Annotated in this window: 18 protein-coding genes and 2 tRNA genes; 17 read left to right on the top strand and 3 right to left on the bottom strand. The window is 55.7% G+C overall.

The genetic code is table 11. From position 1 onward, the window contains the following. The first annotated feature begins 26 nt into the window (after nucleotides 1-26). Nucleotides 27-1,064, top strand: a complete 1,038-nt coding sequence (locus tag CE168_RS03205; protein ID WP_099571067.1) for a hypothetical protein — start codon at nucleotides 27-29, stop codon at nucleotides 1,062-1,064. Between the two features lie 195 nt (nucleotides 1,065-1,259). On the opposite strand, the gene CE168_RS03200 is transcribed toward CE168_RS03205, so the two are convergent. Further along, nucleotides 1,260-2,165: a DUF805 domain-containing protein gene (locus CE168_RS03200; RefSeq protein WP_180753669.1), complete on the bottom strand. Its 906-nt coding sequence runs from the start codon at nucleotides 2,163-2,165 to the stop codon at nucleotides 1,260-1,262. A 186-nt stretch (nucleotides 2,166-2,351) separates the two neighbouring features. Here CE168_RS03200 and gltX point away from each other — a divergent pair, with 186 nt between their 5' ends. From gltX to CE168_RS03165, 6 genes are all read left to right on the top strand, one after another. Then, complete coding sequence (gltX, locus tag CE168_RS03195; protein ID WP_099571065.1) at nucleotides 2,352-3,872, top strand: glutamate--tRNA ligase; 1,521 nt, start codon at nucleotides 2,352-2,354, stop codon at nucleotides 3,870-3,872. A 206-nt stretch (nucleotides 3,873-4,078) separates the two neighbouring features. Beyond that, nucleotides 4,079-4,151 (top strand) — tRNA-Glu (locus CE168_RS03190). A 38-nt stretch (nucleotides 4,152-4,189) separates the two neighbouring features. Then, nucleotides 4,190-4,264: transfer RNA gene (locus tag CE168_RS03185), tRNA-Gln, on the top strand. A 59-nt stretch (nucleotides 4,265-4,323) separates the two neighbouring features. After that, nucleotides 4,324-5,025, top strand: coding sequence for a LytR/AlgR family response regulator transcription factor (locus CE168_RS03175; protein WP_180753668.1), 702 nt, complete (start codon nucleotides 4,324-4,326; stop codon nucleotides 5,023-5,025). 167 nt (nucleotides 5,026-5,192) lie between these two features. Continuing rightward, a complete protein-coding gene (locus CE168_RS03170) occupies nucleotides 5,193-8,069 on the top strand; it encodes a glycoside hydrolase family 3 C-terminal domain-containing protein (protein ID WP_099571063.1) in 2,877 nt (958 codons plus the stop codon). A 146-nt stretch (nucleotides 8,070-8,215) separates the two neighbouring features. Beyond that, complete coding sequence (locus CE168_RS03165) at nucleotides 8,216-9,724, top strand: metallophosphoesterase (RefSeq protein ID WP_099571062.1); 1,509 nt, start codon at nucleotides 8,216-8,218, stop codon at nucleotides 9,722-9,724. 151 nt (nucleotides 9,725-9,875) lie between these two features. On the opposite strand, the gene CE168_RS03160 is transcribed toward CE168_RS03165, so the two are convergent. Then, entirely contained in the window at nucleotides 9,876-10,616 is a 741-nt protein-coding gene (locus CE168_RS03160) for an IclR family transcriptional regulator (protein WP_143253530.1), read from the bottom strand. A gap of 431 nt (nucleotides 10,617-11,047) precedes the next feature. Here CE168_RS03160 and leuC point away from each other — a divergent pair, with 431 nt between their 5' ends. From leuC to CE168_RS03120, 8 genes are all read left to right on the top strand, one after another. Next, a complete protein-coding gene (leuC, locus tag CE168_RS03155; protein ID WP_099571061.1) occupies nucleotides 11,048-12,451 on the top strand; it encodes a 3-isopropylmalate dehydratase large subunit in 1,404 nt (467 codons plus the stop codon). Nucleotides 12,452-12,531: 80 nt separating this feature from the next. After that, nucleotides 12,532-13,221, top strand: a complete 690-nt coding sequence (gene leuD / locus CE168_RS03150; protein ID WP_099571060.1) for a 3-isopropylmalate dehydratase small subunit — start codon at nucleotides 12,532-12,534, stop codon at nucleotides 13,219-13,221. 285 nt (nucleotides 13,222-13,506) lie between these two features. Beyond that, nucleotides 13,507-14,679, top strand: coding sequence for a diguanylate cyclase (locus CE168_RS03145; protein WP_099571059.1), 1,173 nt, complete (start codon nucleotides 13,507-13,509; stop codon nucleotides 14,677-14,679). 420 nt (nucleotides 14,680-15,099) lie between these two features. Then, nucleotides 15,100-16,425: a UDP-N-acetylglucosamine 1-carboxyvinyltransferase gene (gene murA / locus CE168_RS03140; protein WP_099571058.1), complete on the top strand. Its 1,326-nt coding sequence runs from the start codon at nucleotides 15,100-15,102 to the stop codon at nucleotides 16,423-16,425. 726 nt (nucleotides 16,426-17,151) lie between these two features. Continuing rightward, entirely contained in the window at nucleotides 17,152-18,033 is an 882-nt protein-coding gene (locus CE168_RS03135; protein ID WP_099571057.1) for a lysophospholipid acyltransferase family protein, read from the top strand. Between the two features lie 190 nt (nucleotides 18,034-18,223). Beyond that, nucleotides 18,224-19,222 carry an NAD(P)H-dependent glycerol-3-phosphate dehydrogenase gene (locus tag CE168_RS03130; RefSeq protein WP_099571056.1) on the top strand — a complete coding sequence of 333 codons (999 nt, stop codon included), beginning with the start codon at nucleotides 18,224-18,226 and terminating at the stop codon, nucleotides 19,220-19,222. A 476-nt stretch (nucleotides 19,223-19,698) separates the two neighbouring features. Beyond that, nucleotides 19,699-20,835, top strand: a complete 1,137-nt coding sequence (locus CE168_RS03125; protein ID WP_099571055.1) for a D-alanine--D-alanine ligase family protein — start codon at nucleotides 19,699-19,701, stop codon at nucleotides 20,833-20,835. A gap of 180 nt (nucleotides 20,836-21,015) precedes the next feature. Then, nucleotides 21,016-22,137 (top strand): CPBP family intramembrane glutamic endopeptidase, encoded by a 1,122-nt coding sequence (locus CE168_RS03120; protein WP_099571054.1) that lies wholly within the window; start codon nucleotides 21,016-21,018, stop codon nucleotides 22,135-22,137. Between the two features lie 93 nt (nucleotides 22,138-22,230). Here the strand turns inward: CE168_RS03120 and CE168_RS03115 are convergent, their stop codons facing one another. After that, nucleotides 22,231-23,016, bottom strand: coding sequence for a mechanosensitive ion channel family protein (locus CE168_RS03115; protein WP_099571053.1), 786 nt, complete (start codon nucleotides 23,014-23,016; stop codon nucleotides 22,231-22,233). Between the two features lie 224 nt (nucleotides 23,017-23,240). Here CE168_RS03115 and CE168_RS03110 point away from each other — a divergent pair, with 224 nt between their 5' ends. After that, entirely contained in the window at nucleotides 23,241-24,503 is a 1,263-nt protein-coding gene (locus tag CE168_RS03110) for an Mbeg1-like protein (RefSeq protein ID WP_236824292.1), read from the top strand. Further along, nucleotides 24,503-25,708: a DUF2974 domain-containing protein gene (locus tag CE168_RS03105; RefSeq protein WP_099571052.1), complete on the top strand. Its 1,206-nt coding sequence runs from the start codon at nucleotides 24,503-24,505 to the stop codon at nucleotides 25,706-25,708. The genes CE168_RS03110 and CE168_RS03105 overlap by 1 nt, the downstream gene beginning before the upstream one ends. The last annotated feature ends 92 nt before the right edge of the window (nucleotides 25,709-25,800 follow it).

Genomic DNA, 25,800 nt, shown 5'->3' with positions numbered 1-25,800 from the left:
AACGTCGAGGCTGCAAAGGAGCACGAATGCCTTTTAAGATCAACAACGAAGCGCTTTACCCGCTCTACAATATGCCTCATACGCAGTTGGCTATCGAATATTGCGTCAAAGTGGTGGAGTTGTGGCCGCTGCAAACCGCGCAGGAGATGGAGAACGACGCCAAGTATATGGAAGATCTGCAGGTAGGGTTCTCCTGCATGATGGCAAGGGCGTTGCTGCGCTTGCCGGATGAAGTCGACATATCCGTGGCGGAAGCCGTATATGAGGGAATGGATGAGATTCCGGGCTGCGATCCAGCAGTGGTGCAGGCCCTGAAGAAAGCTAATCAGGCGTATGATGTGATGCGCGATTATTCCGAAACCAACAATGTCGACCTGTTTTTCAAAGCGGCCGACATTCTGGGCATCTTCATCGACGCCCACGTCGAAAAGAGCATCCGCAGTGTGATGAAAAGCGTCACTCACCTCATTCGCGGTAGCTCCGGATTCGAATTCGACGGCGAAGTGTCGAAGAACGTCAGCTTCTGCTATGCCACCACGGTCGATCCGTTGCAGCTCACCGGCCGCTACCTTGCATCTGTTGCGGTGTGTGACGGGCTGATGAATCTCATGTGCGACGGCATTGACGATTTGGGCGAGCAGGTCATACGTGTGCTGCCGGTATTGCTGTACGCCAACGAGCTGTGCGAGCAGATGGCCATTCCGCCGACCTGCATGGGCGATGCGGCCCTGCTGCAACTGGTTGAGATGCGCGATTCCATACGCCACATGGATGGAATCGTTCCGGTCGAGGTCAATTCCTTCTGCGAGCGGACCTTCCTCATAACCGCAAACATGATGATTCCGCAGGCGGGCTTGGAATGGTCGTATCATGCGGATTGCCTGCGCTGGGATCCGAAGAAGGCCGAGCGGGAAGCCAAGGATGAAGACGAGCGTAAGAGCAGGGAGGCGCTTGCCGAAAAGTTCAAGTCGAAGAAGGATGATTCGTCTGATTCGAGCGAAGCCTCGGATGCTGCGGAAGCCGAAGATACGGAAGGTGGCACCTCGGAGCGCGATTCGGAATAATCAAAATACTGCAAAACGGGTATTCTAAGAATAAATTTGGAATATGAAATCCTGTCATGACATCGAATGATGGCATTGACGTGACAATATAAAAATCCCGGCACCTGTGACTGCAGTGCCGGGATTTTTATTACTGATTGTTGCAGGTGATATTTTGTTGTGACGTGGTCGTGATTGGGTTGTGCGCGACGTTCGTCAGTGACGGATATTGCCTTCCACGGTAGGGTCGTCGGATCCGTCGGAATCGTCGGAACCATACGGGGTGCCGTACGGAGCGTTTGTGGCTGCAGGGGTTGGGGTCGGTGCCGCCGGAACTGGGGCATAACCGTTGCCGGCTGCAGGGTCGTCGAAGCGTACGCCGGCCGGATCGGTCTTCCTGGCCATGAGCACGATGAATATGATCGACGTGGCCAGGAAGGTGACGAGGCCAAAAAGGAACAGTAAAAGTCCGGCAAGATCTGATTTGCCAACTCCATCCATTGCTGGGATAAAGCGAATGCCCATCAAAAAGACGCCGATGACAGTTGCGCCAATGAGGTCAGCTACATAGAGGATGACCAGTGTGGTGCCTGGCTTATTGATGTCGTGCAGGCGGCGAACGGAAAGCGCGAGGGAGGGAATAATCGTTGTCAGTCCCCACATAGTGTTGACAGTTCTTTGAATGCCGTTGGCGGCGTTGTTGCCGATGATGACGTCCAAAACCGCGATGATGATGCAGTTGCACAGAATCCACCACCAGAATTCGCCGCGGGAGGCGCGACCCTTGAATGTGGCGTATTTCTTCCAGAAACGGATGAACGCCTCGCCGATGGTGCAGTTATATGCCGGCTGATCGAGCGGAGCGGTCAGTGCGAAGAAACCGTTGGCCCCCTGAGGCTGAGGCGCACCGTACTGCGGCTGCTGTTGGTTGTAGCCGGCGGCATTGTTGTACTGCGGTGCGCTGTATTGCGGTGAGCCATACTGGGGTGCCTGTTGGCCGTAGTCGGGTGCGTCGTATTGCGGTGCCTGCTGGCCGTAATCATTCTGCCCGTAGGAGCCGTAGCCGCCGTATTGCGGGGCTTGCTGCGGGTTCTGTGGATTATATTGGTTGGGGTCCGTCATTAGATACCCTTTCGGAAAGTGAATCGACATCAAAAAATGAAGTCAGTTAATATAATACTCTCTCATGAAATAAGATACAAAATACATATAATTAACAATTTGAGAAACTGATTGTTGCCGGCGTTGTTGACGAGTCGGTGTGTGGGGATGGGTGGCACGTCCGGTTTGCGGGGCACAATGGAACCTATGACTGAAGCTGAAAACACCAAACCAGAACTTCCTGAGAATGTTCGCGTGCGCTTCTGCCCGTCTCCGACCGGCATTCCGCACGTCGGCATGGTCCGTACCGCACTGTTCAACTGGGCTGAGGCCCGCCACACCAAGGGCACGTTCGTGTTCCGTATTGAAGATACGGACGCCCAGCGTGACTCCGAGGAAAGCTACAACCAGATCATCGAAGCCCTGAATTGGCTGGGCATCGACTGGGATGAGGGCATCAACGTGGGCGGTCCCGACGGTCCGTACCGCCAGTCCGAGCGCGGCGACATTTACAAGGACGTCGCAGCCAAGTTGCTTGAAGCCGGCTATGCGTACGAATCCTTCTCCACTCCGGAAGAAATCGAAGCCCGCAACGTGGCTGCAGGACGCCCGAAGGCCTTCGGCTACGACGGTTACGACCGCAATCTCACCGAAGAGCAGAAGGCCGCGTTCCGCGCCGAAGGCCGCAAGCCGGCACTGCGCATCCGCATGCCCGACGAGGATATCGCGTTCGACGATCTGATCCGTGGCCGCATTGAATTCAAGGCCGGTTCCGTGCCGGATTACGTGATCGTGCGTCCGAACGGCGATCCGCTGTACACGCTGACCAATCCGGTCGACGACGCCATGATGAACATCAACGTGGTGCTGCGCGGCGAGGATCTGTTGAGCTCGACCCCGCGTCAGATCGTGCTCTACCGTTACCTGATCGAGTTGGGCGTGGCTAAGGAAATGCCGCTGTTCGGCCACATGCCGTACGTGATGGGTCAGGGCAACAAGAAGCTTTCCAAGCGCGATCCGGAATCCAACCTGTTCCTGCACCGCGACAACGGTTTCATTCGCGAGGGCCTGTTGAACTACCTGGCGCTGCTGGGTTGGTCCATCGCCGCCGACCGCGACGTGTTCTCCATGGAAGAGATGATCGAGAAGTTCGACGTGCGTGACGTCAAGGCCAATCCGGCCCGTTTCGACATCGACAAGGCCATTTCCATCAACGCTGAACACATTCGCATGCTCGAACCGCAGGACTTTCTGAACCGTGCCGTGCCGTATCTGAACCGTGACGGCGTGGTTTCCGCTGATTCCTGGGATGCGCTGACCGACCGTGAGCGCGAAGTGCTGTCCGCTTCCGTGGAACTCGTGCAGCCGCGCGTGCGCCTGCTGGGCGAGGTTGCGGGCATGGTCGGCTCGCTGCTCTCCACCGAGGGCTATATCGAGCCTGACGACGATGCCAAGAAGCAGTTGAAGGATTCCGCTCCGGCGGTGCTCGACGCTGCTATTGCCGCGCTTTCCGCTGTCGATGAGGCTGATTGGAAAACCGACTTCCTGCATGAGACGCTGAACAAGGCGCTGATTGAGGATGGCGGTTACAAGCCGCGTCTGGCATTCGGCCCTGTGCGCGTAGCCATGAGCGGCCGTCGTGTGTCTCCGCCGCTGTTCGAATCCATGGAGATCGTCGGCAAGGAGATCACCGTCGCTCGCCTGCAGGGTTTGCGCGAGCACCTGTGATGTGCTGATTCGTGCGTTTGCATGATTGCATGACTATTGACCCGCTGGAATGTTTTGTTCCAGCGGGTTTTGTTGTTCTTGGGATGATGTTCAAAAATGGTGGAAAATGGCGCGACACGCCGTGACTTGCGTACTCATGCGGATTCGCGTATATTTATCACTCGTTGCGGTTCACGGCTCAGCTGAGAATCACAGCAATAACTCAAGCCCCCGTCGTCTAGCGGTCTAGGACTACGCCCTCTCACGGCGCCAACACCGGTTCAAATCCGGTCGGGGGTACGACGGACAACTTTTCGAAGTTGCCACGCCTGCCAAATTGGGATGTGGTGTAATTGGCAACACAGCTGATTCTGGTTCAGCCATTCTTGGTTCGAGTCCAGGCATCCCAGCCAATGACCCTCGCAGATGCGAGGGTTTTTTGTTTTCTCGTTCACCATTTATAATGAACACCATGGTACAGGTTCGCATAGCGATATTGGATGATGCCCCACAGTGTCAGAAGATACTGTCCGGCCTGTGCAATCGCTATGCGGATCAATTCGGCTTGGACCTTCATCTTCAGATATTTTCCGATGTCAAAAAATTTATCGAGGAATACGTCCCGGAATGGAACGTGCTACTCGTCAATGTCGGCCGGTCGTCGAATGGTGGAATTGACGGTGTCAGGCAAATTCGTCGAACGGACACGGCTGTCGAGATTATTCTGGTTTCGATGTTTGAGGACTGCGCTGTTGATGGATACGAAGTCGGTGCGGCGTCGTACATCCTGAAACCACCCTCATGGACGCTGTTCTCCGCAGCGATGTCGCGATGCATCCATGGCATTCCCACGGTTACCGTCAGGGCATCCGGGAAAGAACGGCGTTTGCGTCTGGATGAGATTCTCTATGCTTCGTCTCACAGACACCGCACTGTCGTGCACACGATGATTGGAAATATACAGATTGAAGGGTCCCTTACCGGACTGGAACAACGATTGAGCGACTGTTCGGATAATTTCGTTCGAATTAATTCCGGCTATCTGGTGAATCTGTCGCAAGTCATAGGCATCGTTGACCGAGAAGTGCAACTTTCGAACGGCGAGAGCATACCTGTCAGCCGTCCTCGAAAGACCGCGTTCAAGGAAGCTTGGAAGCAATACCTTACCCGCTAGCGCGTTATTCGTAGATGACAAATTTTGCGCTACGGATGACAGAACGGTGCTTTTTAGTATGTTCGAATCTTTGATTTTGCTGTAATCGATATCGATGATGACGCCTGCTCGCGGCGTTGCATTCAGTAAAGTGGCTGGACGGCAGCGATTATGCAAAGGAGAAGAATATGGTCGGCATCAATATGGAAGATGTCATTGGTGTGCTCCAGACATGCAAATGGTATTTGGTGACTTTGGGTGTCCTGCTGGCCGTCGGTCTTGTGGTGGCGATTTCCTGCCACTGGATTGCGAAGCCGACGAGACAGCTGGTACGGAGTAGTACGTTCGTTGGCATGATGGCTTCGATTGTGGCCGTGGCCAGTCTGATTTGCCTTGGTCCGATGTCGACACTCATCGGTCTGACCATGGGATCGAGCACGGTGAGCGAAGCCACTACCGAGGATGCGAAGCAAGTGGCAGAACGGATTGCCGAAGAAGGTTTTGTTCTGTTGAAGAATGACGATGACACACTGCCTCTGAAGAGTGTCAAAAAACTGAATCTCTTTGGTTGGGCGTCGGAGAATCCCACGTATTCGGGTGGAGGCTCGGGCGGCATCAATGAGAATTATGAGGTGATTTCGTTGCGCCAGGGCCTCGAGCATGCGGGATTCTCCGTCAATCCTGGTTTGGCGAAATTCTATGCTTCTTACACGTCCGATCGTCCCGAAATGACCATTCAGAAGCAGAGCTGGACCCTGCCTGAGCCGGCGATATCCACCTACTCGGATTCCTTGCTGGAGCAGGCGAAAGCGTATTCTGACGTGGCTGTAATCACGCTGACACGAGGGGCCAGCGAAGGAGCCAACGATTTGCCTACCGACATGAGCAAAACCGATATCGACAGCAATTCCAAGGACTATCAGGAGTTCTCCGAGAACGATCATTATCTGCGTCTCAGCCATACGGAGCGCGATCTTGTGAGCATGGTGTGCAAGAACTTCGATAAGGTCGTCGTGCTGTACAACGGAGCCAATCCGATGGAGCTGGGCTTTCTGAACGAGCATCAGCAGATCAAGGCGGCGTTGTGGTGCGCAGGGCCGGGGCATGTAGGTTTTGACGCAGTGGGCAAGATTCTCTCCGGCAAGGTCAATCCTTCCGGGCGTACTACGGACACTTTCGTATATGACATGACCAAGGCCCCTTATCGGAACAATGCGGTCAAAACCAATTACAGCAATATGAAGGATTTGACTGTCGATGGCATGAATGCCGGTAAGCCACAAAAGTTTTCCCCGGCATACATCGATTACGCCGAAGGAATCTATGTTGGCTACAAATTCTATGAGACCGCTGCCGATGAAGGTGCGATCGATTACGACAGCGTTGTGCAATACCCGTTCGGATATGGCCTAAGCTACACCACGTTCAAGCAGGAGATGAGCGATATCACGGAGAAGAACGGTGAGTTGAGCTTTACGGTGACCGTCACCAACAGCGGTACAACGGCCGGCAAGGATGTTGTGGAGACCTATTTCAATCCACCCTACACTGATGGTGGCATTGAGAAGGCCACTGCGAACCTGATTGACGAACAGAAGACAAAGCTGCTTGAGCCGGGGGAATCGCAGGAAATCAAGGTCTCCTTCACCTTGGACGATCTGGCGTCGTATGATTACCAGACCGAAAAAGCGTATGTATTGGATTCTGGAAAGTATCATATTTCCATCAACGCCGACTCCCATAACGAGCTTGATTCCAAGGATTACGTGGTCACAAGTAGGAAAGTGTACTCGGGCGAAACCATGCACAATGGCGATAAAGTCGCGGCGACCAACCAGTTCGATGACTGCAACGGTGATATTCAGTACCTTTCCAGGGCGAATGGTTTCGCGAACTATGACGAGTCCACTGCGGCAGGTAGCGATGTCATGAGCGAAAAGGATCGTGCCGTCTACCATGTGAACTCTAACTTTGATTTCACCACGTACCTTGATTCCAAGGCGACCATGCCGATCACCGGGGCGAAAAACAATCTCAAGCTGGCTGACCTGCGTGGAGCGGCATACGATGATGAACGTTGGGATCAGCTACTCGATGAGATGAGTGTCGGTGACATGGTGCAGTTGACTTCTTTAGCTGGTTATCAGACTGCGGCAGTGGATTCAATCGGCAAAGTGAAAACCAACGATGCCGATGGTCCAGCTGCAATCAACAACAACTTCACCGGCGCCGGATCAATCGGCTTCCCCGTCGCGACGGTGGTTGCCGGAACCTGGAATCCCAAGTTGGTCGAGCGTTATGGTGAGATTATGGGAGCCATGGCAAAGGAAATGGATGTAGCCGGTTGGTACGCTCCCGGTGTGAATATTCACAGGACGCCGTTCGGTGGTCGTAACTACGAGTTCTATTCGGAAGACGGCACATTGTCCGGCATCATGGCGGTCAGCGCCATCAAGGGTGCCGCCAAGCATGGCGTATACGCATACATTAAGCATTTCGCGTTGTATGACGGCAACGCGAAGATGGTTTCCGTCTGGTCTAATGAGCAGGCAATCCGTGAAATCTATCTCAAACCCTTCGAGATGGGCGTCAAAGATGCTCACACGCATGCGCTGATGGTCGCTTGGAATTATCTCGGTGTTAAGTGGGTGGGCGAATGCGGCAACCTGCTGAACACCGTCCTGCGTGATGAATGGGGCTTCCAAGGTATGGCGATTTCCGATTACTTCCGCGACAACGGACACGGGTTCATGAATGCGGATGCGGCCGTCGCCAATGGCATGGACGCAATGCTGTCCACGTATGGATCGGGACCGAATGTGCCTCGGAATGTCAAGGATGCAAGCACGGTGCAGTACATGCGCCGGGCGTCGAAGAACATTCTTTATACGGTGGTGGGCAGCTGGATGTACGAAGAGGGTTCGGACCAAGTTGGTCTGGAGCCGTGGAAGAAGATTGTAGTTGGTGCCGATGCCGCTGTGGGCGTGGTACTTATCGCGGTCGAAGTGGTTGCCATCAGGCGATACCGCCGACGTGTTGCGGTAGAAACGGCAGTTACGCGGTAACATTTCGGCGTATGTCATGGTGAAGCGGGTTCGAGGGACTCTTTCGGACCCGCTTTGTTGCTCATGCATGACTAACGCGGTAAATGTGCAGCATGTCCGACAAGGGAATATGCCAAGCGAACCATAATTGCACTACCCTAGGGATTATGACTGAATTGCAGCATGCCGCCAAAGCCGCGGCCACGCGACCGCGCATCCAACCGGCGGAAGAAGGAGACGATCGCCCACTTTCCATATCCGCGCGACTGGGACGACTGCAATTCCACCAATCTGGCAAATTCCGCGTGCTGCAGCTTACCGACATCCAAGACGGGCCGAAAGTCAGCAAAGACACCGTCAAACTCATCGAAGCGTCGCTGGACGCCACACGGCCGGACATTGTTATCTTCACCGGCAATCAGATCGCAGGATACGATCCCGCATACGCGCAAACCACACGTAAACGCCGGTGGAGCGCGTCTGCCGAAACTGCGTGCGAGACCTCCTCATCCAAGTCCTCCGAGGTGTCCGAACGTTTCGAAGCCGCATTAGAACGCACCCGCACATCCGTGCGCGCCACCATCGAACAGCTCGTGCATCCGCTCGTCGACCGTAGCATTCCGTGGGCGGTGACCTTCGGCAATCATGATTTTCAGTGCGGGTTGGGCAATGCGGAAATCGAAAGCATTTGCAGGGAATTTCCCGGATGCCTGAATCCTGATCCTACGGGAGACGAGAGCAACGCTGAAAGCGCAGATTCTGCGGAAATCGTGGATTCCGCGAAAAGTACGGATTCTGCGCGACTTCAGGCGGAGCAATATTTGCCGAGCCAACGCGTGTTTGCCTGCGAGTCGGGAACATTCGCGTTGCCGGTTTCCGACGTGGATCGTACGACGTCCGTGCTTGGCCTGGTATTGCTGGATTCAGGCGATTATGCACATTCCGGCGGGTACGGAAGCCCGTCCGTGGAGGCGTTGCGATTCCTTGCCAAAGTGCCGGGAATGATGGCCACGCAATCGCAGGAACAGGTAGGATCGCACGAAACCGCGCAAACGCAGGAACAGGCAGTGCCGTGCATGGTATTTCAACATTTTCCGGTGCAACAGTATTACCAACTGTTGAAGCCGGCTGCGGCGAATGCGGCACGCGCGATCGAAGGCTACCGCAATTTCGCCGGAAAACACTACGTTTTGGACGAGGAGAAAACGCTTCCCGGCAGTTATTTGGGGGAGGGTATCAGCTGTCCCGATGCCGACAGCGGCGAATTTGCGATTTTGGAGCAATACGGGTATTTCGCGATTTCCGCGGGGCATGATCACCGCAATGCGTTCGTTGGAACGGTACCTATTCCGCAAAATTCCGATGATGCGCGGACGGTGAAGGTTTTGCCGAAGGCGGTTGACGGGCTGATGATGATCGCGTCGCCCACCAGCGGTTTCGGATCGTACGGTCCGGTGCCGCAGAAGAGGGCCGCACGCCTGATCGAGTTCGACATTCGACATCCGTACGAGCCGCGCACACAGCTACTGGAATACGGCGAATTGGTGGGCAAGCCGAGCGCGGGCAAGGCGTACGCATACGGTATGACCAGCGAGTCGAAGCCCGAATCCGAAGGCATGGACCTGCTGCATAGGCCAACCTGGCGGAGCAAACTGCTGTCTTGGCTGCACAAGTAAACGGCAATCGCGGCAAATGAAAACCGCAAATGAAAACCGCAAATGAAAACCGCAAATGAAAACCGCAAATAAAAAACCGTGCCTTGCATGCGTTGCAAAGCACGGTCGAAAAGCTTGCGAAGCCGTACGGTCATAAGACCATAACTGCCTGTCAGCGGCCGGAAGAAGCCTTAATCAGGGCGTCAGTCAAATATTTGCCGGCAGCCATGACCAGCGGGGCGTAACGGCGTCCGGGATTGGATCCCATACGACCGTCCGGGCCGGAAATCGAAATTGCGGCAATCACCTGACCGGAAGCATTGCGAATCGGCGCGGAAATCGAGCATACGCCCTCATCGCGTTCGTTCACGGATTCGGCCCAACCGCGCTTGCGTACGGCGGTAAGTTTGGCCGCGGTGAACTTGGCGTGACGCAACCCCTGATGCAGACGTTCGGAATCCTCCCAAGCCAGCAGAATCTGGGCTGCGGAACCGGCCTCCATCGACAGCATCGCACCAACCGGAATGGAATCGCGCAAACCGGACGCGCGCTCCACAGCGGCAATGCACACGCGCATATCGCCCTGACGGCGGTAAATCTGCGCGGATTCGCCGGTACGATCCAGCAACGTCTGCAAAATCGGCGCGGCTGCGGTCAGCAAACGATCCTCGCCGGCAGCTGCGGCCAATTCCGCAAAACGCGATCCAAGAACGAAACGACCATGCTGATCACGCAACACAAAACGGTGACGTTCCAACGCAATCGCCAGTCGATGCGCGGTCGGTCGGGCCAAGCCCGTCGAGGAAACCAGTTGCCCGAGCGTTGCCGGACCGGATTCGAGCGCGTCAAGGATTTTGACGGTCTTGTCAAGCACACCCACACCGGAATGAATCTCGTTGCTTTGAGAAGACATCGTGCGGTGGTTTTCAGCTTGAAGCTCAGTCTCATTCGACTGCGATTCAGGCATGGCGGTGCTTGTATTCGAAGAAGTCATAAGAGGGATTATGCCATCTCACATATTGAAATGCAAAATGTACGCAATGTCGGACTGCGGTAAAGCAGAAATTTTTTAATTCTTACTCGGTAATGGAAAAGTTGGGAAAATGCTGATTTTTCAACGATTATGTTGGCGCGTGCGGGGAGGTATGTCGCATTTTGCGTGTTTTTAGCGTGAATTAACGTGAACTCGACGCATGCATAATACGTGCGTTGCATGCAAGTATCTCAAATACCGGCATAGACGCATTCGAACCGGGCTTAAACACCATAGGCTTATAGCACGAACAACGCGGGTTGGCAATACCCGCGAGGAAAAAGCGAGGAAAAATCCGAGGAGGTCCCGCAATGGGAACGACATTGGCCGAGAAGGTCTGGGCCGATCATTTGGTACGCAAGGGTAGTGATGGGGCTCCCGACTTGCTGTACATTGATTTGATGCTCATGCACGAAGTCACCAGTCCGCAGGCGTTCGAAGGCTTGCGACTGGCCGGACGCAAGCCTCGTCACCTTGACCAGCTGATCGCAACGGAAGATCACAACACTCCGACTGCCGACATCGACCGCCCGAATCCGGATAAGATCTCCGCGCTGCAGCTGAGCACGCTCGAAAAGAACTGCAAGGATTTCGGCGTACGTCTGTGCCCGCTGGGAGACGCCGATCAGGGCGTGGTGCACGCGTTCGCGCCGGTGCTGGGTCTGACGCAGCCGGGCATGACGATCGTGTGCGGCGATTCACACACCTCCACGCACGGCGCGTTCGGCGCCATGGCCATCGGCATCGGCACCTCCGAAGTCGAGCATGTTATGGCAACGCAGACCCTGAGCCTGAAGCCGTTCAAGACCATGGCCGTGAATATCGAAGGTGAGCTGCCGAAGGGCGTCACCGCAAAAGACATTATTCTTGCGATTATCGCGAAGATCGGCACCGGCGGCGGCCAAGGGCACGTCATCGAATATCGCGGCGAAGCCATCAAGAGACTGTCGATGGACGCACGCATGACCATCTGCAACATGTCGATCGAAGCAGGCGCTCGCGCCGGCATGATCGCGCCGGACGAAGTGACGTTCGAATACCTGAAGGGCCGCCCGCACGCGCCGGAAGGCGAAATGTGGGACAAGGCCGTCGAATACTGGAAGACGCTGAAAACCGACGATGACGCCGTGTTCGACAAGGAAGTGACCATCAAGGCTGAAGATCTCGAACCGTATGTGACCTGGGGCACCAATCCGGGCCAGGGCATCAAGATCTCCGGCGTGGTGCCGGACCCGGCCTCGTTCAACGACGAAACCGAGCGCACCGCGGCCGAGCGTGCCATTGCCTACATGGGTTTGACTCCGGGCACGCCCATCAAAGACATTGCCGTGGATACCGTGTTCATCGGTTCCTGCACCAACGGACGCCTTGAGGATCTGCGCGTGGCCGCCTCCATTATGAAGGGGCACCACAAGGCCGAGAACATTCACCGCGTGCTCGTGGTGCCGGCCTCCTCGCGTGTGCGTCTGCAGGCGGAAAAGGAAGGACTCGACAAGATATTCAAGGACTTCGGTGCCGAATGGCGTAACGCCGGCTGCTCCATGTGCCTGGGCATGAACCCCGACAAGATGGTGGCCCGCGAACGTTCCATTTCCACGTCGAACCGCAACTTCGAAGGCCGTCAGGGCAAGGGATCGCGTACGCACTTGGCATCGCCGGCAGTTGCCGCAGCAACCGCCATCCGCGGTACCATCTCGTCTCCGGCTGACCTGTGAATCCTTGGAAATCCTCGAAAAACTTGGAAAATCTTGGATTTCCGGCATCTTGTGAATCGTAAATCGAAAGAAATGTTGAAATGGAAAAACTGACTGCTCTTACCGGCGTGGCTGTGCCGCTTCGCCGCTCCAACGTCGATACCGACCAGATTATTCCCGCCGTGTTTTTGAAGCGCGTGCAGAAGTCCGGTTTTGACGACGCGCTGTTCTACGCATGGCGTCGCGATCCGGAATTCGTGCTTAACCAGCCGGAATACAAGCAGGGCAAGATTCTCGTTGCCGGACCGGATTTCGGCATTGGCTCTTCGCGTGAACATGCCGTGTGGGCGCTGCACGATTACGGTTTCCGCGTGGTGATTTCGTCTCGTTTCGCCGACATTTTCTACGGCAACACCGCGAAGAACGGCGTGCTGGCTGCGATTATGCCGCAGGAATCCGTTGAGCTGCTGTGGAAGCTGCTCGACGAGGAGCCGGGCCGTGAAATGACCGTGAGCCTAGAGGATCGCACGGTGACGTGCGGCGATGTGACGCTGCCGTTCGAGGTGAACGACTACACCCGTTGGCGTTTGATGAACGGCTACGACGATATCGATCTGACGTTGCAGTATGAAGACGATATCGTGGCATACGAGAAGATGCGTGCCGAAAAGTTCCCGTTCAAGCCGAAGACGCTGCCGGTCAAGCGCGAACCGGAGCAGACGATCGCTTCCGCACGCGAAGGCGAATACCCGGATTGGCAGGGGCCGCTTGCCGATCGCGGCATTATCTGAGTTGGCGTCTGGCTAGCTGCGCGGGCTGTTTGTGCGGGGTGATTCCTCCACTGGGTGGAAGGATCACCCCGCTTGCATTGTTGCGCGGGCTGTTTGCGGGAGGATTCCTCCAGTGGGTGGAGGTTTTGGGACTTTGAGACGGTCCGTAGCGGGGTGATTCCTCCAGTGACTGGAAGAATTGGGACGTCAGGATTGCCGATTATGTGAGATTTGCGCGGGTTTTGCATATGAGACGCGCTATGGTGGGCTTATTGGTTTGCGCTTTCGTAGCTTTCGGAGAGAAATATGAGTCAGGGTTTCGCGCCGTTTTATGATGTCAATCGCACGTATGAAGACAATTATTTGCAAGGGCCGTTTGGCGCGTTTGCCGAAGCGTTGAAGGCTGATTCGTCTGATTCTGCAGATTCGGTCGCTCCTGTTGCTGCGGCTGCGTCCAATTCTTCCAGTGAAGATCAGGCTGCCCATGTTGTTCGGGCTCAAGCTCAGGAATTCCTTGGTTTTCGCGTGAACCTGTCATTTGGCATTCCGGCAGGCCCGCTGCTGAACGAGCGTTTCACCACGGCTGCGTTCCGCATGGGTTTCGATTTGGCCGTGTATAAGACGGTTCGCTCCCGCGCATGGGGCTGTAATGCGTTCCCGAACGTGCTTGCCGTGCATCCGAGGAATGCTGACGGTTCACTGGTTCCCGGCAGTGCCGAACTTGACGAGGGTGTGCTTGCCGACACCCGCTATGAGCTTCCGATTTCGATTTCCAACAGTTTCGGCGTTCCCTCCCGTGATCCGGACGAGTGGCAGCCGGATATGCAAAAGGCGATCGCGGCGGCCGGCGATGGTCAGCTGCTGGTGCCGAGCTTCCAAGGTTCCCGCGTGGAAGGCATGGATCGCGAGGCATACATTGCCGATCACGTCACCACCGCGCATTTGGTTGCCGAAACTGGCGCTGGTCTGATGGAAATGAACACCAGTTGCCCGAATGAGGGGCATAATCGTCTGCTGTGCCACGATCCGCATTTGGTTGGCGAGATTACGGAAGCGGTGAAGAACGAAGTCGGCGATCGTCCGCTGATTGTGAAGCTCGCATACATTCCGAACGATGCCGATCTGGAGATCATGGTGCGGGAAACCGCCGGTCATGGTGCGGTGCAGGGCTTTTCCACGATCAACACGATTTCCGCGAAACTGGTGGATGCGAACGGCAATCAGGCGTTGCCTGGCGCGGGTCGTGACCGTTCGGGCGTGTGCGGCAATGCGATTCGTGGCGCCGGTCTCGATATGGTCGGCCGTTTGAGTGCGATTCGTGAGAAGTTGGGGCTTGATTTTGCGATCGTCGGCGTGGGCGGTGTGATTCGTCCGGAAGATTACAAGGCGTACCGTGAGGCTGGTGCGAACGCGGTGATGAGTGCCACGGGTGCCATGTGGAACGCTCATCTGGCTCAAGACATTAAAGCTTCGTTGTGATCGTTGTGATTACGGCTCCATCTGTGGCTGATTTGTGATTTGGCGTCCATTTTTCCCAGTGACTGGAGGTTTTTGGACGGTGAAGCATGGTTTGGCGGGTGAATTATTCCAGTGACTGGAGGTTTTTGCCCGCTGAGATGGCTGTTGGCGGGTGGAATGTTCCAGTGACTGGAGGTTTTTGGACGCTGAGGTGCGGTTTGGCGGGGTGATTGTTCCAGTGACTGGGGAAATTTTCCCGCTGAGATGGTTGTTTGTGGGTGGATTGTTCCAGTGACTGGAAGTTTTGGGCGAAAGTCGAACGAAATTGGGAGACACTGCGCTGAACGTGGCATTTCACGAGCCCACTACATGCCTTATGGCAAACTGAAGGTTAGTGTGTTTCAAGCTTGAACCGTGTAAGGGAAGCGAAAGAGGTTGAGCGTGTCTGACAATAACAACGACATTCTGCACGTCGAAGGTGGCAAGCCGCTGAACGGCACCATCAAGGTGCGTGGCGCGAAGAACTTCGTGAGCAAGGCCATGGTGGCGGCGCTGCTCGCCCCGGGCACGTCCGTGTTGAAGAATGTTCCGGAGATTCGTGACGTGCATGTGGTCTCCGATCTGCTGCGCCTGCATGGCGTGGACGTTACGGTGGACGGCGATCATGGCGTGGTCACGATCGACGCCACGAATGTACAGCTTGCTGACGTGGCCGACGTGGATACGCTGTCCGGCTCGTCGCGCATTCCGATCCTGTTCTCCGGTCCGCTGCTGCACCGTTTGGGTGAAGCGTTCATTCCGGCTCTCGGCGGATGCAATATCGGCGGTCGTCCGATTGATTTCCATCTGGAAACGTTGCGCAAGTTGGGTGCCAATGTCGATAAGGAACATAAGGACGGCATTCATATCACCGCTCCGAACGGCTTGCATGGCGCGAAGATTCATCTGCCGTACCCGTCGGTAGGCGCTACCGAGCAGACGTTGCTTGCCGCAGTGCTTGCGGAAGGCAAGACGGAGCTTTCCGGCGCTGCCACCGAACCTGAGATCATGGATTTGGTGTGCGTGCTGCAGAAGATGGGTGCGATTATTTCCGTGGATGTGGATCGTACGTTCCGTATCGAAGGTGTGAAGGAGCTGAAAGGTTACACGCACACCTCGCTGACCGACCGCATTGAGGCCGCTTCTTGGGCTTCTGCGGCATTGGCCACGCATGGCGACATTTTTGTCAAGGGTGCCACGCAGCCTGAAATGATGACGTTCCTGAACGTGTTCCGCAAGATCGGTGGTGAGTTCGACATCACCGATAACGGCATTCGTTTCTGGCATCCGGGCGGCGATTTGAAGCCAGTCGCAATCGAAACTGATGTGCATCCGGGCTTCATGACCGACTGGCAGCAGCCGCTGGTGGTGGCGTTGACGCAGGCGAAGGGCCTGTCGATCGTACACGAAACGGTGTATGAGAATCGTTTCGGTTTCACGAAGCCACTGGTGCAGATGGGTGCCACGATTCAGCTGTATCGCGAATGCCTTGGATCGTTGCCGTGCCGTTTCCAGCAGCGCAATTACAAGCATTCCGCGGTCATTTTCGGACCGACCCCGTTGACCGGCCGCGATATTGACGTGCCGGATCTGCGCGGTGGCTTCAGCCATCTGATCGCCGCATTGACGGCGAAGGGTCCGTCCAACGTGCAGGGCATTTCGCTAATTGACCGCGGTTACGCTGATTTCCGTGGCAAGCTCGAAGCTCTCGGCGCAGATTTCGACTGATTTGTTGCCTGATTTAGCTGATATAGCTTGATTGGCTTGGTAAGGCCGGTGTTCACAACAGTGGACACCGGCCTTTTGCTTACATATTGCCGTTACGTGTGTATTGCCGTTGCTCGCTTTCAAAAAGCATAGTAATTCAGTGTGCAAATTGTTGAGCTTAATTTATGGGTTATGGCACGTAATAGTGATGCAATAGTGTCATTGTTTTTGAAAATAATGACTATTTCGGCAGAGATTCTTTCGGAATAGCACTATGATTGTCGATATTGAATGGCGTTTGCAACGATGTGAACAGCCAGAAGTCCTCATCGTTATTGTGTGTATTGCATGTTTGTCCCCGTGTCTCGGGTGGGGGTGAATTACTTGTAAATAAAGCATTTTTTGCGGCAAAAGGGGGTATTCTGCTTATGAGAGAGGGCGCAACTGCAGGGGTGTATCAACGATCTCAGTGACGCTGTGGAGGAATCCGCGGCCACTGAAGTGGCGTAAGCCTACAGACATAGGCAGTTGGGGGCTGAGCTGAAGAGTGGTGACGCAAATGAAGCGGCGTTGCCCAGGCTCACAAAGACGGAAAACGGCGGAACGGGTGGAAGGTGAATCGGCCCCTGGTTCCGCCTTTTCATATATTCGCTTCGTATATTCCGCGTTTTTTGTATTTCGTGTGTGCGTCGTGCATGAGCGCAATCGCCCCAACCAAGCGGAATGGGTGGTGGCAGAATGGAACGCATGGCATCCAAAGGAAAACCCTCGCCGCGTTCCGCGGTCAAACCGTTAAGCGACAAACAGGTCGCAAAGCTCGCACAGCATCACCATCTCGTTGATCCAACCCATGATTTTCCATGCGGGCCACGCAAAGCCAACACCGCGGAAATCGAAGCGCAGAATCCGAAAGCGACCCACCGACTGCTCACCGGATGCGACATCGTATTCCGTAATCGCACCAAACTCAAGGCGTGGGGCATCGAACATGTGCCGGAAACCGGTCCATTCATCACCGCGGCCACGCACGTCACCATGTTCGACGTGTTCGTGCCCATGATCTCCATATTCCACCAAGGCCGCCGCCCGCGTTATATGGCCAAAGCCGAAATGGCCTCGTGGCCGCTGATTGGCAAATGGTTCCAGCTGGTAGGCATGCAGCCCGTGCAACGACGTGCTGGCAAGGCGAAAGCCATCGAGGAGACCTCCGTGGAAATCCTCACCTCCGGCCGACCCCTAACCGTATGGCCGGAAGGCACGGTAACGCGCGACCCGCAGAAATGGCCGATGAGCATGAAAAACGGCGTGGGTGTGATCGCACTTGAGGCCTCACGCCGACTCGGCTATCAGATTCCGCTGTATTGCGCGGTAACGTGGGGTGCGGCAAGCATCAACCATTGGTGGCCGTGGCCGCGTAAAAACGTGGTCATGTGCTACGACGAGGCGCTTGATTATGCGGATCTGCTCTCCGATTGCGATTCCTGGGGTGAGGAAGTGCCGGAAGATCTCGCCAACGAACTCACTCGACGCATTCGCGTACGCATGACCGAAGTCATGGCCGAAATCCGCGGCGAACAAGCCCCCGACGGATATTGGGATTATCGCACGATGAGCCGAGTGAAGGACTGAATCGAAAAAAGACCGAACACTCGATTGCTGAAATGAAGTAATCGAAATACTGCCGGCCGATTGCGCGTACGTGTTGCGCGTATTGCGGTATGCATCGCGGTGTGCGTAGCCGGCGGTAGCATAAGGAAAGCAATTTTTGAGCCAAGACTCCGGACTATGAATGGTGCCTGGAGCAATGCAAGGAGCAAATATGACGAACGTGACGGTACTGGGCGCAGGAGCTTGGGGAACCGCTTTCGGTCAGGTGCTTGCCGATGCAGGCAACAATGTGACCATGTGGGCCATCGAACCGGAGATCGTGGAAGGCATTCGCGACCACCATCACAACGGTGTTCGCCTGCCCAGCGTGAAAGTGCTGCCAAGCAACATGACTGCCACCGGCGACCGTGCCGAAGCCGTAGCCAACGCCGACATTATCATCGTGGCCATCGCGGCGCAGTTCGCACGCGTCGCGCTCGCCGAATTCAAAGAGCTCATTCCCGAAACCGCGCTCGTGGCATCCCTGATGAAAGGCATTGAACGCACTACCGGCAAGCGCATGGACGAAGTCGTTATGGAAACGCTCGACCTGCCGGCCGACCGCTTCGCCGCCATTTCCGGACCGAACCTGAGCAAGCAGATCGCCGACCGCGAGCCGGCCGCAACCGTGGTTGCCTGCGAAAATCTCGACAATGCACGCAAGATCGCAGCCGCCTGCACCACCGACTATTTCCGTGCGTTCGTAACCCGCGACGTAATCGGCTTGGAAATGTGCGGATCGCTGAAGAACGTGGTCGCGCTGGCTGTGGGCATGGCCCGCGGCGCCGGCTACGGCGAAAACACCGCCGCCATGATCGAAACCCGCGGTCTGGCCGAATTGACCGCCCTGGGAGAGGCGGCAGGCGCCGATCCGAAGACGTTCGCCGGTTTGGCGGGCGTGGGCGACCTGATCGCCACCTGCGGATCCCCGTTGAGCCGCAACTACACGTTCGGCTCCAACCTGGGCAAGGGCCTGAGCGTTGAGGAAGCCACCAAGGTGAGCAACGGCGTGGCCGAAGGCGTGCCGACCACCGATGCGGTAGTGGCGCTCGGCAAGCAGTATGGCGTGCCCACGCCGCTCGCCACCGCCATGAGCCACGTGCTTTCCGATGGCATCTCCTGCGCGCAAATGCTGTCCGAACTTTTCGGCGAAGGCATCAGCGAAGAATAATCTTTCCGCAATATCGCAATTGCAAATAAGACCGCACTTTCAGGTGCGGTCTTTTTATTTTTTCGAGACATGCGATTGCGTAAAACGTCAATCGGAATTTGTTAATCGTCAATCGCCATATATTCGGCAATAATAGTAAATCTGTATAAAAATAGTCTAATCGTAATTAGTCTAATCGTAATTAGACAAAGCGCTTAAGCTCGGTTTTTCAGGCTGCAATCGCATCATTCCAACGTTTGATTCCGTATTCTATGATTCATGAAAATAGGACATGAGCGACGGGCGTGTGTAATCATGGTTCGTCGCGTGTGGCTGTGGGGTGCGGTTTGTATACTGAACTGCGATATTGCGAACGTGCGATATCGCAGGCGAACAGTAGTGCAAACCGGCGCGATATTGCGAGAACAAACAGTATTGACAGACGGTATTGGGCGCGTGTGCGTTCAACGGACCAATTTATGGAGCATAAGACAAAGATGGCAAAACAGCGCATTGTGGTGATGTATGGCGGCAAAGCCGACGAGCATTCGATTTCCTGCATCTCTGCGGCGGGCGTGTTGCGCGCGTTGGATACTGACAAGTTCGAAGCCATTGAGGTGGGAATTACCAAGAACGGCGAGTGGATCGTAGACGGCGAGGATCCGCGCAAGTGGAACATGAGCGAAGGTATGCCGACGGTGGAGAAGACGGATTCCTCCAAAGATGTGGTGCTGGATGTGGCACTCGGTCAGGATGGTTTCTTCGCTCGTGAAGATGACGGCACGTTGACTTCGCTTGGCCACGTGGACGCCGTGCTTCCGGTATTGCATGGTCCGTACGGTGAGGATGGCACGATTCAGGGCCTGTTCGAAATGATGAACGTGCCGTACGTTGGCTGCGGTGTGCTCGCTTCCGCCGCGTGCATGGACAAGCATTATACGAAGGTTTTGCTGGCTGCGGCCGGTATTTCCGTGGCTCCCGGCATCACGTTGGATGCGCGCGATTATGATGCCGCTTCCGAATTCGCCGCAGACGCGGACGAGATGCTTGCCGCGGTGCAACAGGCCGGATTGCAGTACCCGCTGTTCGTGAAGCCGTCCCGCGCCGGTTCCAGCTTCGGTGTGACCAAGGTCGAACATGAGGGCGATGCGGCCGAGCTTGCCGCCGCCGTGTTCGAAGCGTCCCACCATGATTGGCGTGTGCTCGTGGAACAGGGAATCGACGCACGCGAAATCGAATGCGCCGTGCTCTGCCCGAAGGCCGGCGAGGCTCCGCAGGCCAGCTGGCCGGGCGAAATCGTGCTTGACAAGCGTGCCGAGGGCGACGACCAGTTCTATGATTTCGACAGCAAATACATGAACTCCGACGCAAGCCATGTGGAAGTGCCCGCAAGTCTGCCGGAAGAAACCCTGAACCGTGTGCGCGAAACCGCCAAAAAAGCGTTCATCGCGGTCGACGGCACCGGCCTGAGCCGCGTCGATACCTTCGTGACGGCCGACGGCGAAGTGATGGTTAACGAAATCAACACCATGCCGGGCTTCACCCCGATTTCCATGTATCCCAAGGCATGGGAGGCGACCGGCGTGAACTACACCGACCTGATCACCATGCTGATCGAAGGCGTGCTGCGCTGATTTCGAGTGTGTGGCGGATCCGCGCCCGATCGTAGTGCTCGCCATGTGATCCTTTTCGTTGCGGACGCTTATGGCGACGGTCGTGAGATTGTAAGCTGATATTCAGCATTCCTGTACTAAGGTGCTGAGTATCAGCATTTTCATATATGCACTTCCGTGCACGTCGTCGCAAAGGCAGATATGACGTTTCCGCAGTACCCCCAATATCCGCAGCGGCCGCAACAACCGCAGCCGCGGCAGAATCCGCAACAACCATCCCAATATCAGCAATATCCGCAACAACCGCAGTATCCGCAGCCGCAAGCCAATCCTTATGAACTTTGGCTCAGGCGCGTGAAAAGCGTGTTCTCCCGTATCGGCGGAAGCATGTGCCTGATGGTGGTGATCTGGTATGCGCTTGCAACGGTGCTTTCCAGCGTGCTCTATCAGGTACTGCACACCACGAATCTGCCGAATTGGGCGGCGTATGTGGCATCGGATGTCCCTTTGTATCTCGTGGCCATGCCGCTCGCGGTACTGATCATGGGCAAATCGTCGGTCATTGCAACACGCAAGTTCGACATGAAACCGAGCCAATTCTTCAAACTGCTGGTCATGTGCTTCCCGCTCATGTATGCGGGCAGCCTTATCGGCAATATGCTGTCGTCGCTGCTCTCCGGAGGCAACGCCAGCAATTCGGTAAGTGACCTGGCCATGCAATTCGACGTGTGGAACGTGGTGTTCCTCGTGATTCTCGGACCGTTGTTCGAAGAATGGATCTTCCGCAAGGAACTTATCAGCCGCACGCGCAAATACGGCGAAAAAACCGCGATTGTGTTCTCCTCGCTGTTCTTTGGCTTGGTGCACATGAACCTGTTCCAATTCTTCTATGCATTCGCATTGGGGCTTGTGTTCGGCTACGTGTACGTGCGTACCAGCAAACTGCGTTATTCGGTGGTCATGCACATGTTCGTCAACTTCATGGGCGGTGTGGTCGCGCCGTGGGTGGTGAAGAACATTGACATCGACAGCCTGATGAACGTGCTGACAAGTGCGGAAAACGGCGACGGAACGGCCATGATGCAGTGGATAGATCAGAATGCGACGGGAATGATGATATTCGGCATCTATATGCTGCTGTATTACGGTCTGATCATTGCGGGTGTCGTGCTGCTTATTCGTGAACGTAAGAATTTTGAATTCTATACCGCGCCCGAAGAATTGCCTCGCGGCGTTCGCACGGGCACGGCAATAATGAACGTCGGTGTAATTACTTACATTGTAGTGACGGTTATTATTACGGCAATCAATCTAATGATGTAATAATTTCAGCATAAAAAAGTGCCGCATGTAGAATACTGCATGCGGCACTTTTTATGTATGGGCCAATCGCGATTTTCTCTGTTCGCGAGGAAATCACGATTCCTCGTTAATGGCGCGATTCTCAAGAAAATCAGCATTGGCGATGGAACGTGCCACGACGTTGATCATGTCGGAAAGTAACAATCCCGGCTTGGCAAACGCGCACACTTCAGCATTGATGCCGTAAGGGGAGTAGCCGGTCAGCCTCACTTTCGGAGGGAAGCGCGGATCAGCCAAATCGGCGGTGTCGCGCTGCACGGCCTCCACCACCTGACGGGTCATCTCGTCGATGTCAGTGCCGGCCTTGGCGGTGAACGGCACACGAACCATCATCTCATTGGATGGATTGAGTTTTTCCAGCGACGCGGTGTTCAGAATCGAATTCGGAATGATTTTGATATTGCCGTTGCGCTCGCGCACCACGGTCTGACGCCAGTTGATGTCTTCGACCACGCCATCGGTGCCCGCAACGTTTACCAGATCGCCCGGCTGGATCACACGGCCAAGCATCAGACCGAAACCGCCGATGATGTTCGCGATCGTATCTTTCATACCGAGTGACACCGCAAGACCGCCGATGCCGAGCGCGGTGAAAATCGTGGTCGGATTAATGCCGAACACAGGCTGCAGCACAGTGCCCACAGCCAACGTCCACACCACCGCACGCAGAATATTGATGAAAATCGAAGCGTTCGGCACTTGCGAACGGTCCAGCACTTTGCTCACGATTCGGGTAAGCGCCTTGTCGATAACGGCCGCAAGCAGTGCGACGACAATGAGCAGAATGATTTTTCCGGAATTGGCTTTCAGCCAATCCACAGCGATTTCAATCGGTTCCATGGTGTTCTGGAGCGTCCCTTCATAAGTTCGATTCGCAAGTATTACTGGTGCGCGACTTGCGTTCACTGCACCTGCGATGTGTGTTCGCAACTTGCGTTCGCACATATCCTACAGTGTGTGGCTGAGTCGGTTTGAGCGTGGGCGTGCGGGGAGCGCGTGCGAACATTTGGGGGAATGCGCGTGGTGACATGTGGTCGGAACTGCGGACGGGCTAGAGTTGAGGCATGGGCAATGTTGTGGATTATGTGCGCCGCGAGTTTCGCGGGTTCGGCGAATTGGCGTTCAGCAATGTCGATTCCCTGGTGCTTTCCGAGCTTTCCTACATGCGATTGCTGGGTTTGGTTCCGGCATTCGGCGAGGCCAAGTCGGTGGCGACCGTGCCGATCCGTGAATTGCTGCGCGCCGAAAGCTACGATGAGATGTTTGTTTCGAATTCCTCTGAAATGAACGATTATCGGCTTTCGATACTGCGTGCGGTTTGCGAATCGCCGCGATTCCGCGGGTTGCGGGTGGGGGAGTATGCCGAACGTTTGGATGAGGACGAGCAGCAGCAATTCGCTGCGATGACTTTCGATTTGGGTGCTGATTTCGGCTTATATGTTGCATTCCGTGGCACTGATGGCACGCTTGTCGGTTGGAAAGAGGATTTCAATATGGCGGTGCGCTGCCCAGTGCCGTCGCAAGAATCGGCATATCGATATGCGGACTCGATTTTGGACAGGACGGAACGTTTCCTTTCGGCGAAGGAATCGCCCGGCATTATGCTCGGCGGGCATTCCAAAGGCGGCAACATGGCGGTATATGCGGCCATGCAAATCGCGCAAAGCGATATTGAAGCGACCAACGAGCGCGCGCAACGGCTCGGACTGCTGCCGGCGCTCGGCGGAAGCGTGCCGGGACGTAACTGCAGAATCTTCCGCATCTTCTCACATGACGGTCCTGGAATGTCTCAAGTTATGGTGCATAGCCGCGCATATCAGGCAATCGCGGCACGAATCGACAAAACCGTGCCGGAATCCTCCATCGTCGGCATGCTGTTGCAATCACAAGTCAAACCGACCTTTGTCAAAGCCGACGCCATAAGCATTCTGCAACATATGGGATCAAGCTGGCAGGTGGCGCAATCCGGCGAATTCGAGCGGGCAAACGAGCTGACAGGCGGCGCGCAACTCATCGGCAAAACCATCGACGGATGGTTCGACCGCGTAAGCCAGGAACAGCGCGAACGGGCCATCAACCAGATATACGACATCTTCGCAGCAGCAGGGTACGGTAATATCGCTGATTTGGTGGCGAATTGGACGGATTCGCTGCCGAAAATCGTGGCGGCCGCCAGGGGTACCGACGTTGAAACGCGTGAACTCATCAAAGATGTGCTCAAGGCGATTCCGGTCAGCGCGGCGAAAGTCGCTGTCGGTGAACTGCGAACCGACGGTGAACTGCGAACCGACGGTGAACTGCGCAACGACAAGGAGATGGATGCGTGATGGGCAACATTGTGGACTACGCGCGCACGGAAACGCGCAGTTTCGAAGCATTGCCATTCCGCGAGGCCGACGCATTGGTGTTGGCGCAGCTTTCGTACGACGAAGTACCGGAATGCGTGCTGCTATTGGACGATTTGGTAGCGAAATACGGTACGTTGCAGGCGCGTGCGAAGCAATTCGATATTCGGCGTCCGATCGCATCGTTACGTATGCTGCACAAGCCCCCGTTTGGAGGTGTGACGATTGCGCGTGCCGATGACGAGCTGAACCACGACAAGCCCGTGGCCGACCATGATGTGGAGAACGTAGGATTGGTCGATCCGCAGGTGACGCACGACTTCTACCATGCTGTGGCGGCGAATCCGCGGTTTTCCGACGTTGAGATGAGTGCGTACTGCGAGCAGTTCGATGGTGGTGCGCAAACGCAGTTCGCGGCGGTGACTTTCCGGCTGCCGTCGGGAACGCTGGTTGTGGCGTTTCGAGGCACCGATGATTCGCTGGTCGGATGGAAGGAAGACTTCAACATGGCCTTCCAATACCCGGTTCCAGCACAGGTTTCCGCAGCTGAATACCTGAAAAAAGTCGCCTCGCTGTGGGATGGGCCGATACTGCTGACCGGACACTCCAAGGGCGGTAATCTGGCCGTATATGCGGCCATGAACGCCGAAGACGAGATCAAGGGTCGAATTGAACGCATCTACTCGCTCGACGGGCCGGGTTTCCCCGAGGAAGTGGTGAAAAGCTTCGAATATGCGAGCGTGAGCGATCGCATTGTGAAAATCGTGCCGGACTCCTCGGTGGTGGGCATGGTGCTGGAAACCCCCGAACGTTGTGTGGTGGTGAAATCCGACGTGGATGGCATCATGCAGCATTTCGCCTTCTCGTGGCAGATGCACGGGGGTGAATTCGCCAAGGCCGAAGACGTGGCCAACAGTTCCGTGGTGTTCAACAAGTCACTGAACGGCTGGCTTGCGGGACTTTCCAAAGAACAGCGAGAGCATGCGGTCGACGCGCTGTTCTCCGTGCTCGAGGCTTCCGGGGCGGGCAGTATTTCCGCGATTGTGGCGGCCGGGCCGAAGGTGATTCCCGAAATGCTCGGCACATATGTTGGCTTGAGCGGTGAGGATCGACGCAACATCAATCAGGCGCTGGTGATTCTGTTGCAGGCGGCGCTCGCGCGCAACCCGAAGGTGCAACGCAAGTAGGGCGCGGGCGAGTGCCGTGGGTGGCGTGCGTATGCGACGTGCGTGACGTGCGCGACGTAAGTATGGTACTGCCGGCTGTGTTGTATTTGTAA

It is taken from the genome of Bifidobacterium sp. N5G01, from assembly GCF_002742425.1.
Lineage (GTDB): Bacteria > Actinomycetota > Actinomycetes > Actinomycetales > Bifidobacteriaceae > Bifidobacterium > Bifidobacterium hominis.
Note: the sequence above shows the minus strand (reverse complement) of the source record. Positions and strands in the feature narration are given on the sequence as shown.

What these genes read in the sequence shown, in the direction of transcription:
- CE168_RS03165 (WP_099571062.1), top strand. Translation starts at nt 8,216, where the DNA reads ATGACTGAATTGCAGCATGCCGCCAAAGCCGCGGCCACGCGACCGCGC.
- gltX (WP_099571065.1), top strand. Translation starts at nt 2,352, where the DNA reads ATGACTGAAGCTGAAAACACCAAACCAGAACTTCCTGAGAATGTTCGC.
- CE168_RS03170 (WP_099571063.1), top strand. Translation starts at nt 5,193, where the DNA reads ATGGTCGGCATCAATATGGAAGATGTCATTGGTGTGCTCCAGACATGC.
- leuC (WP_099571061.1), top strand. Translation starts at nt 11,048, where the DNA reads ATGGGAACGACATTGGCCGAGAAGGTCTGGGCCGATCATTTGGTACGC.
- CE168_RS03145 (WP_099571059.1), top strand. Translation starts at nt 13,507, where the DNA reads ATGAGTCAGGGTTTCGCGCCGTTTTATGATGTCAATCGCACGTATGAA.
- CE168_RS03130 (WP_099571056.1), top strand. Translation starts at nt 18,224, where the DNA reads ATGACGAACGTGACGGTACTGGGCGCAGGAGCTTGGGGAACCGCTTTC.
- CE168_RS03135 (WP_099571057.1), top strand. Translation starts at nt 17,152, where the DNA reads ATGGCATCCAAAGGAAAACCCTCGCCGCGTTCCGCGGTCAAACCGTTA.
- CE168_RS03160 (WP_143253530.1), bottom strand. Translation starts at nt 10,616, where the DNA reads ATGTCTTCTCAAAGCAACGAGATTCATTCCGGTGTGGGTGTGCTTGAC.
- leuD (WP_099571060.1), top strand. Translation starts at nt 12,532, where the DNA reads ATGGAAAAACTGACTGCTCTTACCGGCGTGGCTGTGCCGCTTCGCCGC.
- CE168_RS03120 (WP_099571054.1), top strand. Translation starts at nt 21,016, where the DNA reads ATGACGTTTCCGCAGTACCCCCAATATCCGCAGCGGCCGCAACAACCG.
- CE168_RS03205 (WP_099571067.1), top strand. Translation starts at nt 27, where the DNA reads ATGCCTTTTAAGATCAACAACGAAGCGCTTTACCCGCTCTACAATATG.
- CE168_RS03110 (WP_236824292.1), top strand. Translation starts at nt 23,241, where the DNA reads ATGGGCAATGTTGTGGATTATGTGCGCCGCGAGTTTCGCGGGTTCGGC.
- CE168_RS03175 (WP_180753668.1), top strand. Translation starts at nt 4,324, where the DNA reads ATGGTACAGGTTCGCATAGCGATATTGGATGATGCCCCACAGTGTCAG.
- CE168_RS03200 (WP_180753669.1), bottom strand. Translation starts at nt 2,165, where the DNA reads ATGACGGACCCCAACCAATATAATCCACAGAACCCGCAGCAAGCCCCG.
- CE168_RS03125 (WP_099571055.1), top strand. Translation starts at nt 19,699, where the DNA reads ATGGCAAAACAGCGCATTGTGGTGATGTATGGCGGCAAAGCCGACGAG.
- CE168_RS03115 (WP_099571053.1), bottom strand. Translation starts at nt 23,016, where the DNA reads ATGGAACCGATTGAAATCGCTGTGGATTGGCTGAAAGCCAATTCCGGA.
- CE168_RS03105 (WP_099571052.1), top strand. Translation starts at nt 24,503, where the DNA reads ATGGGCAACATTGTGGACTACGCGCGCACGGAAACGCGCAGTTTCGAA.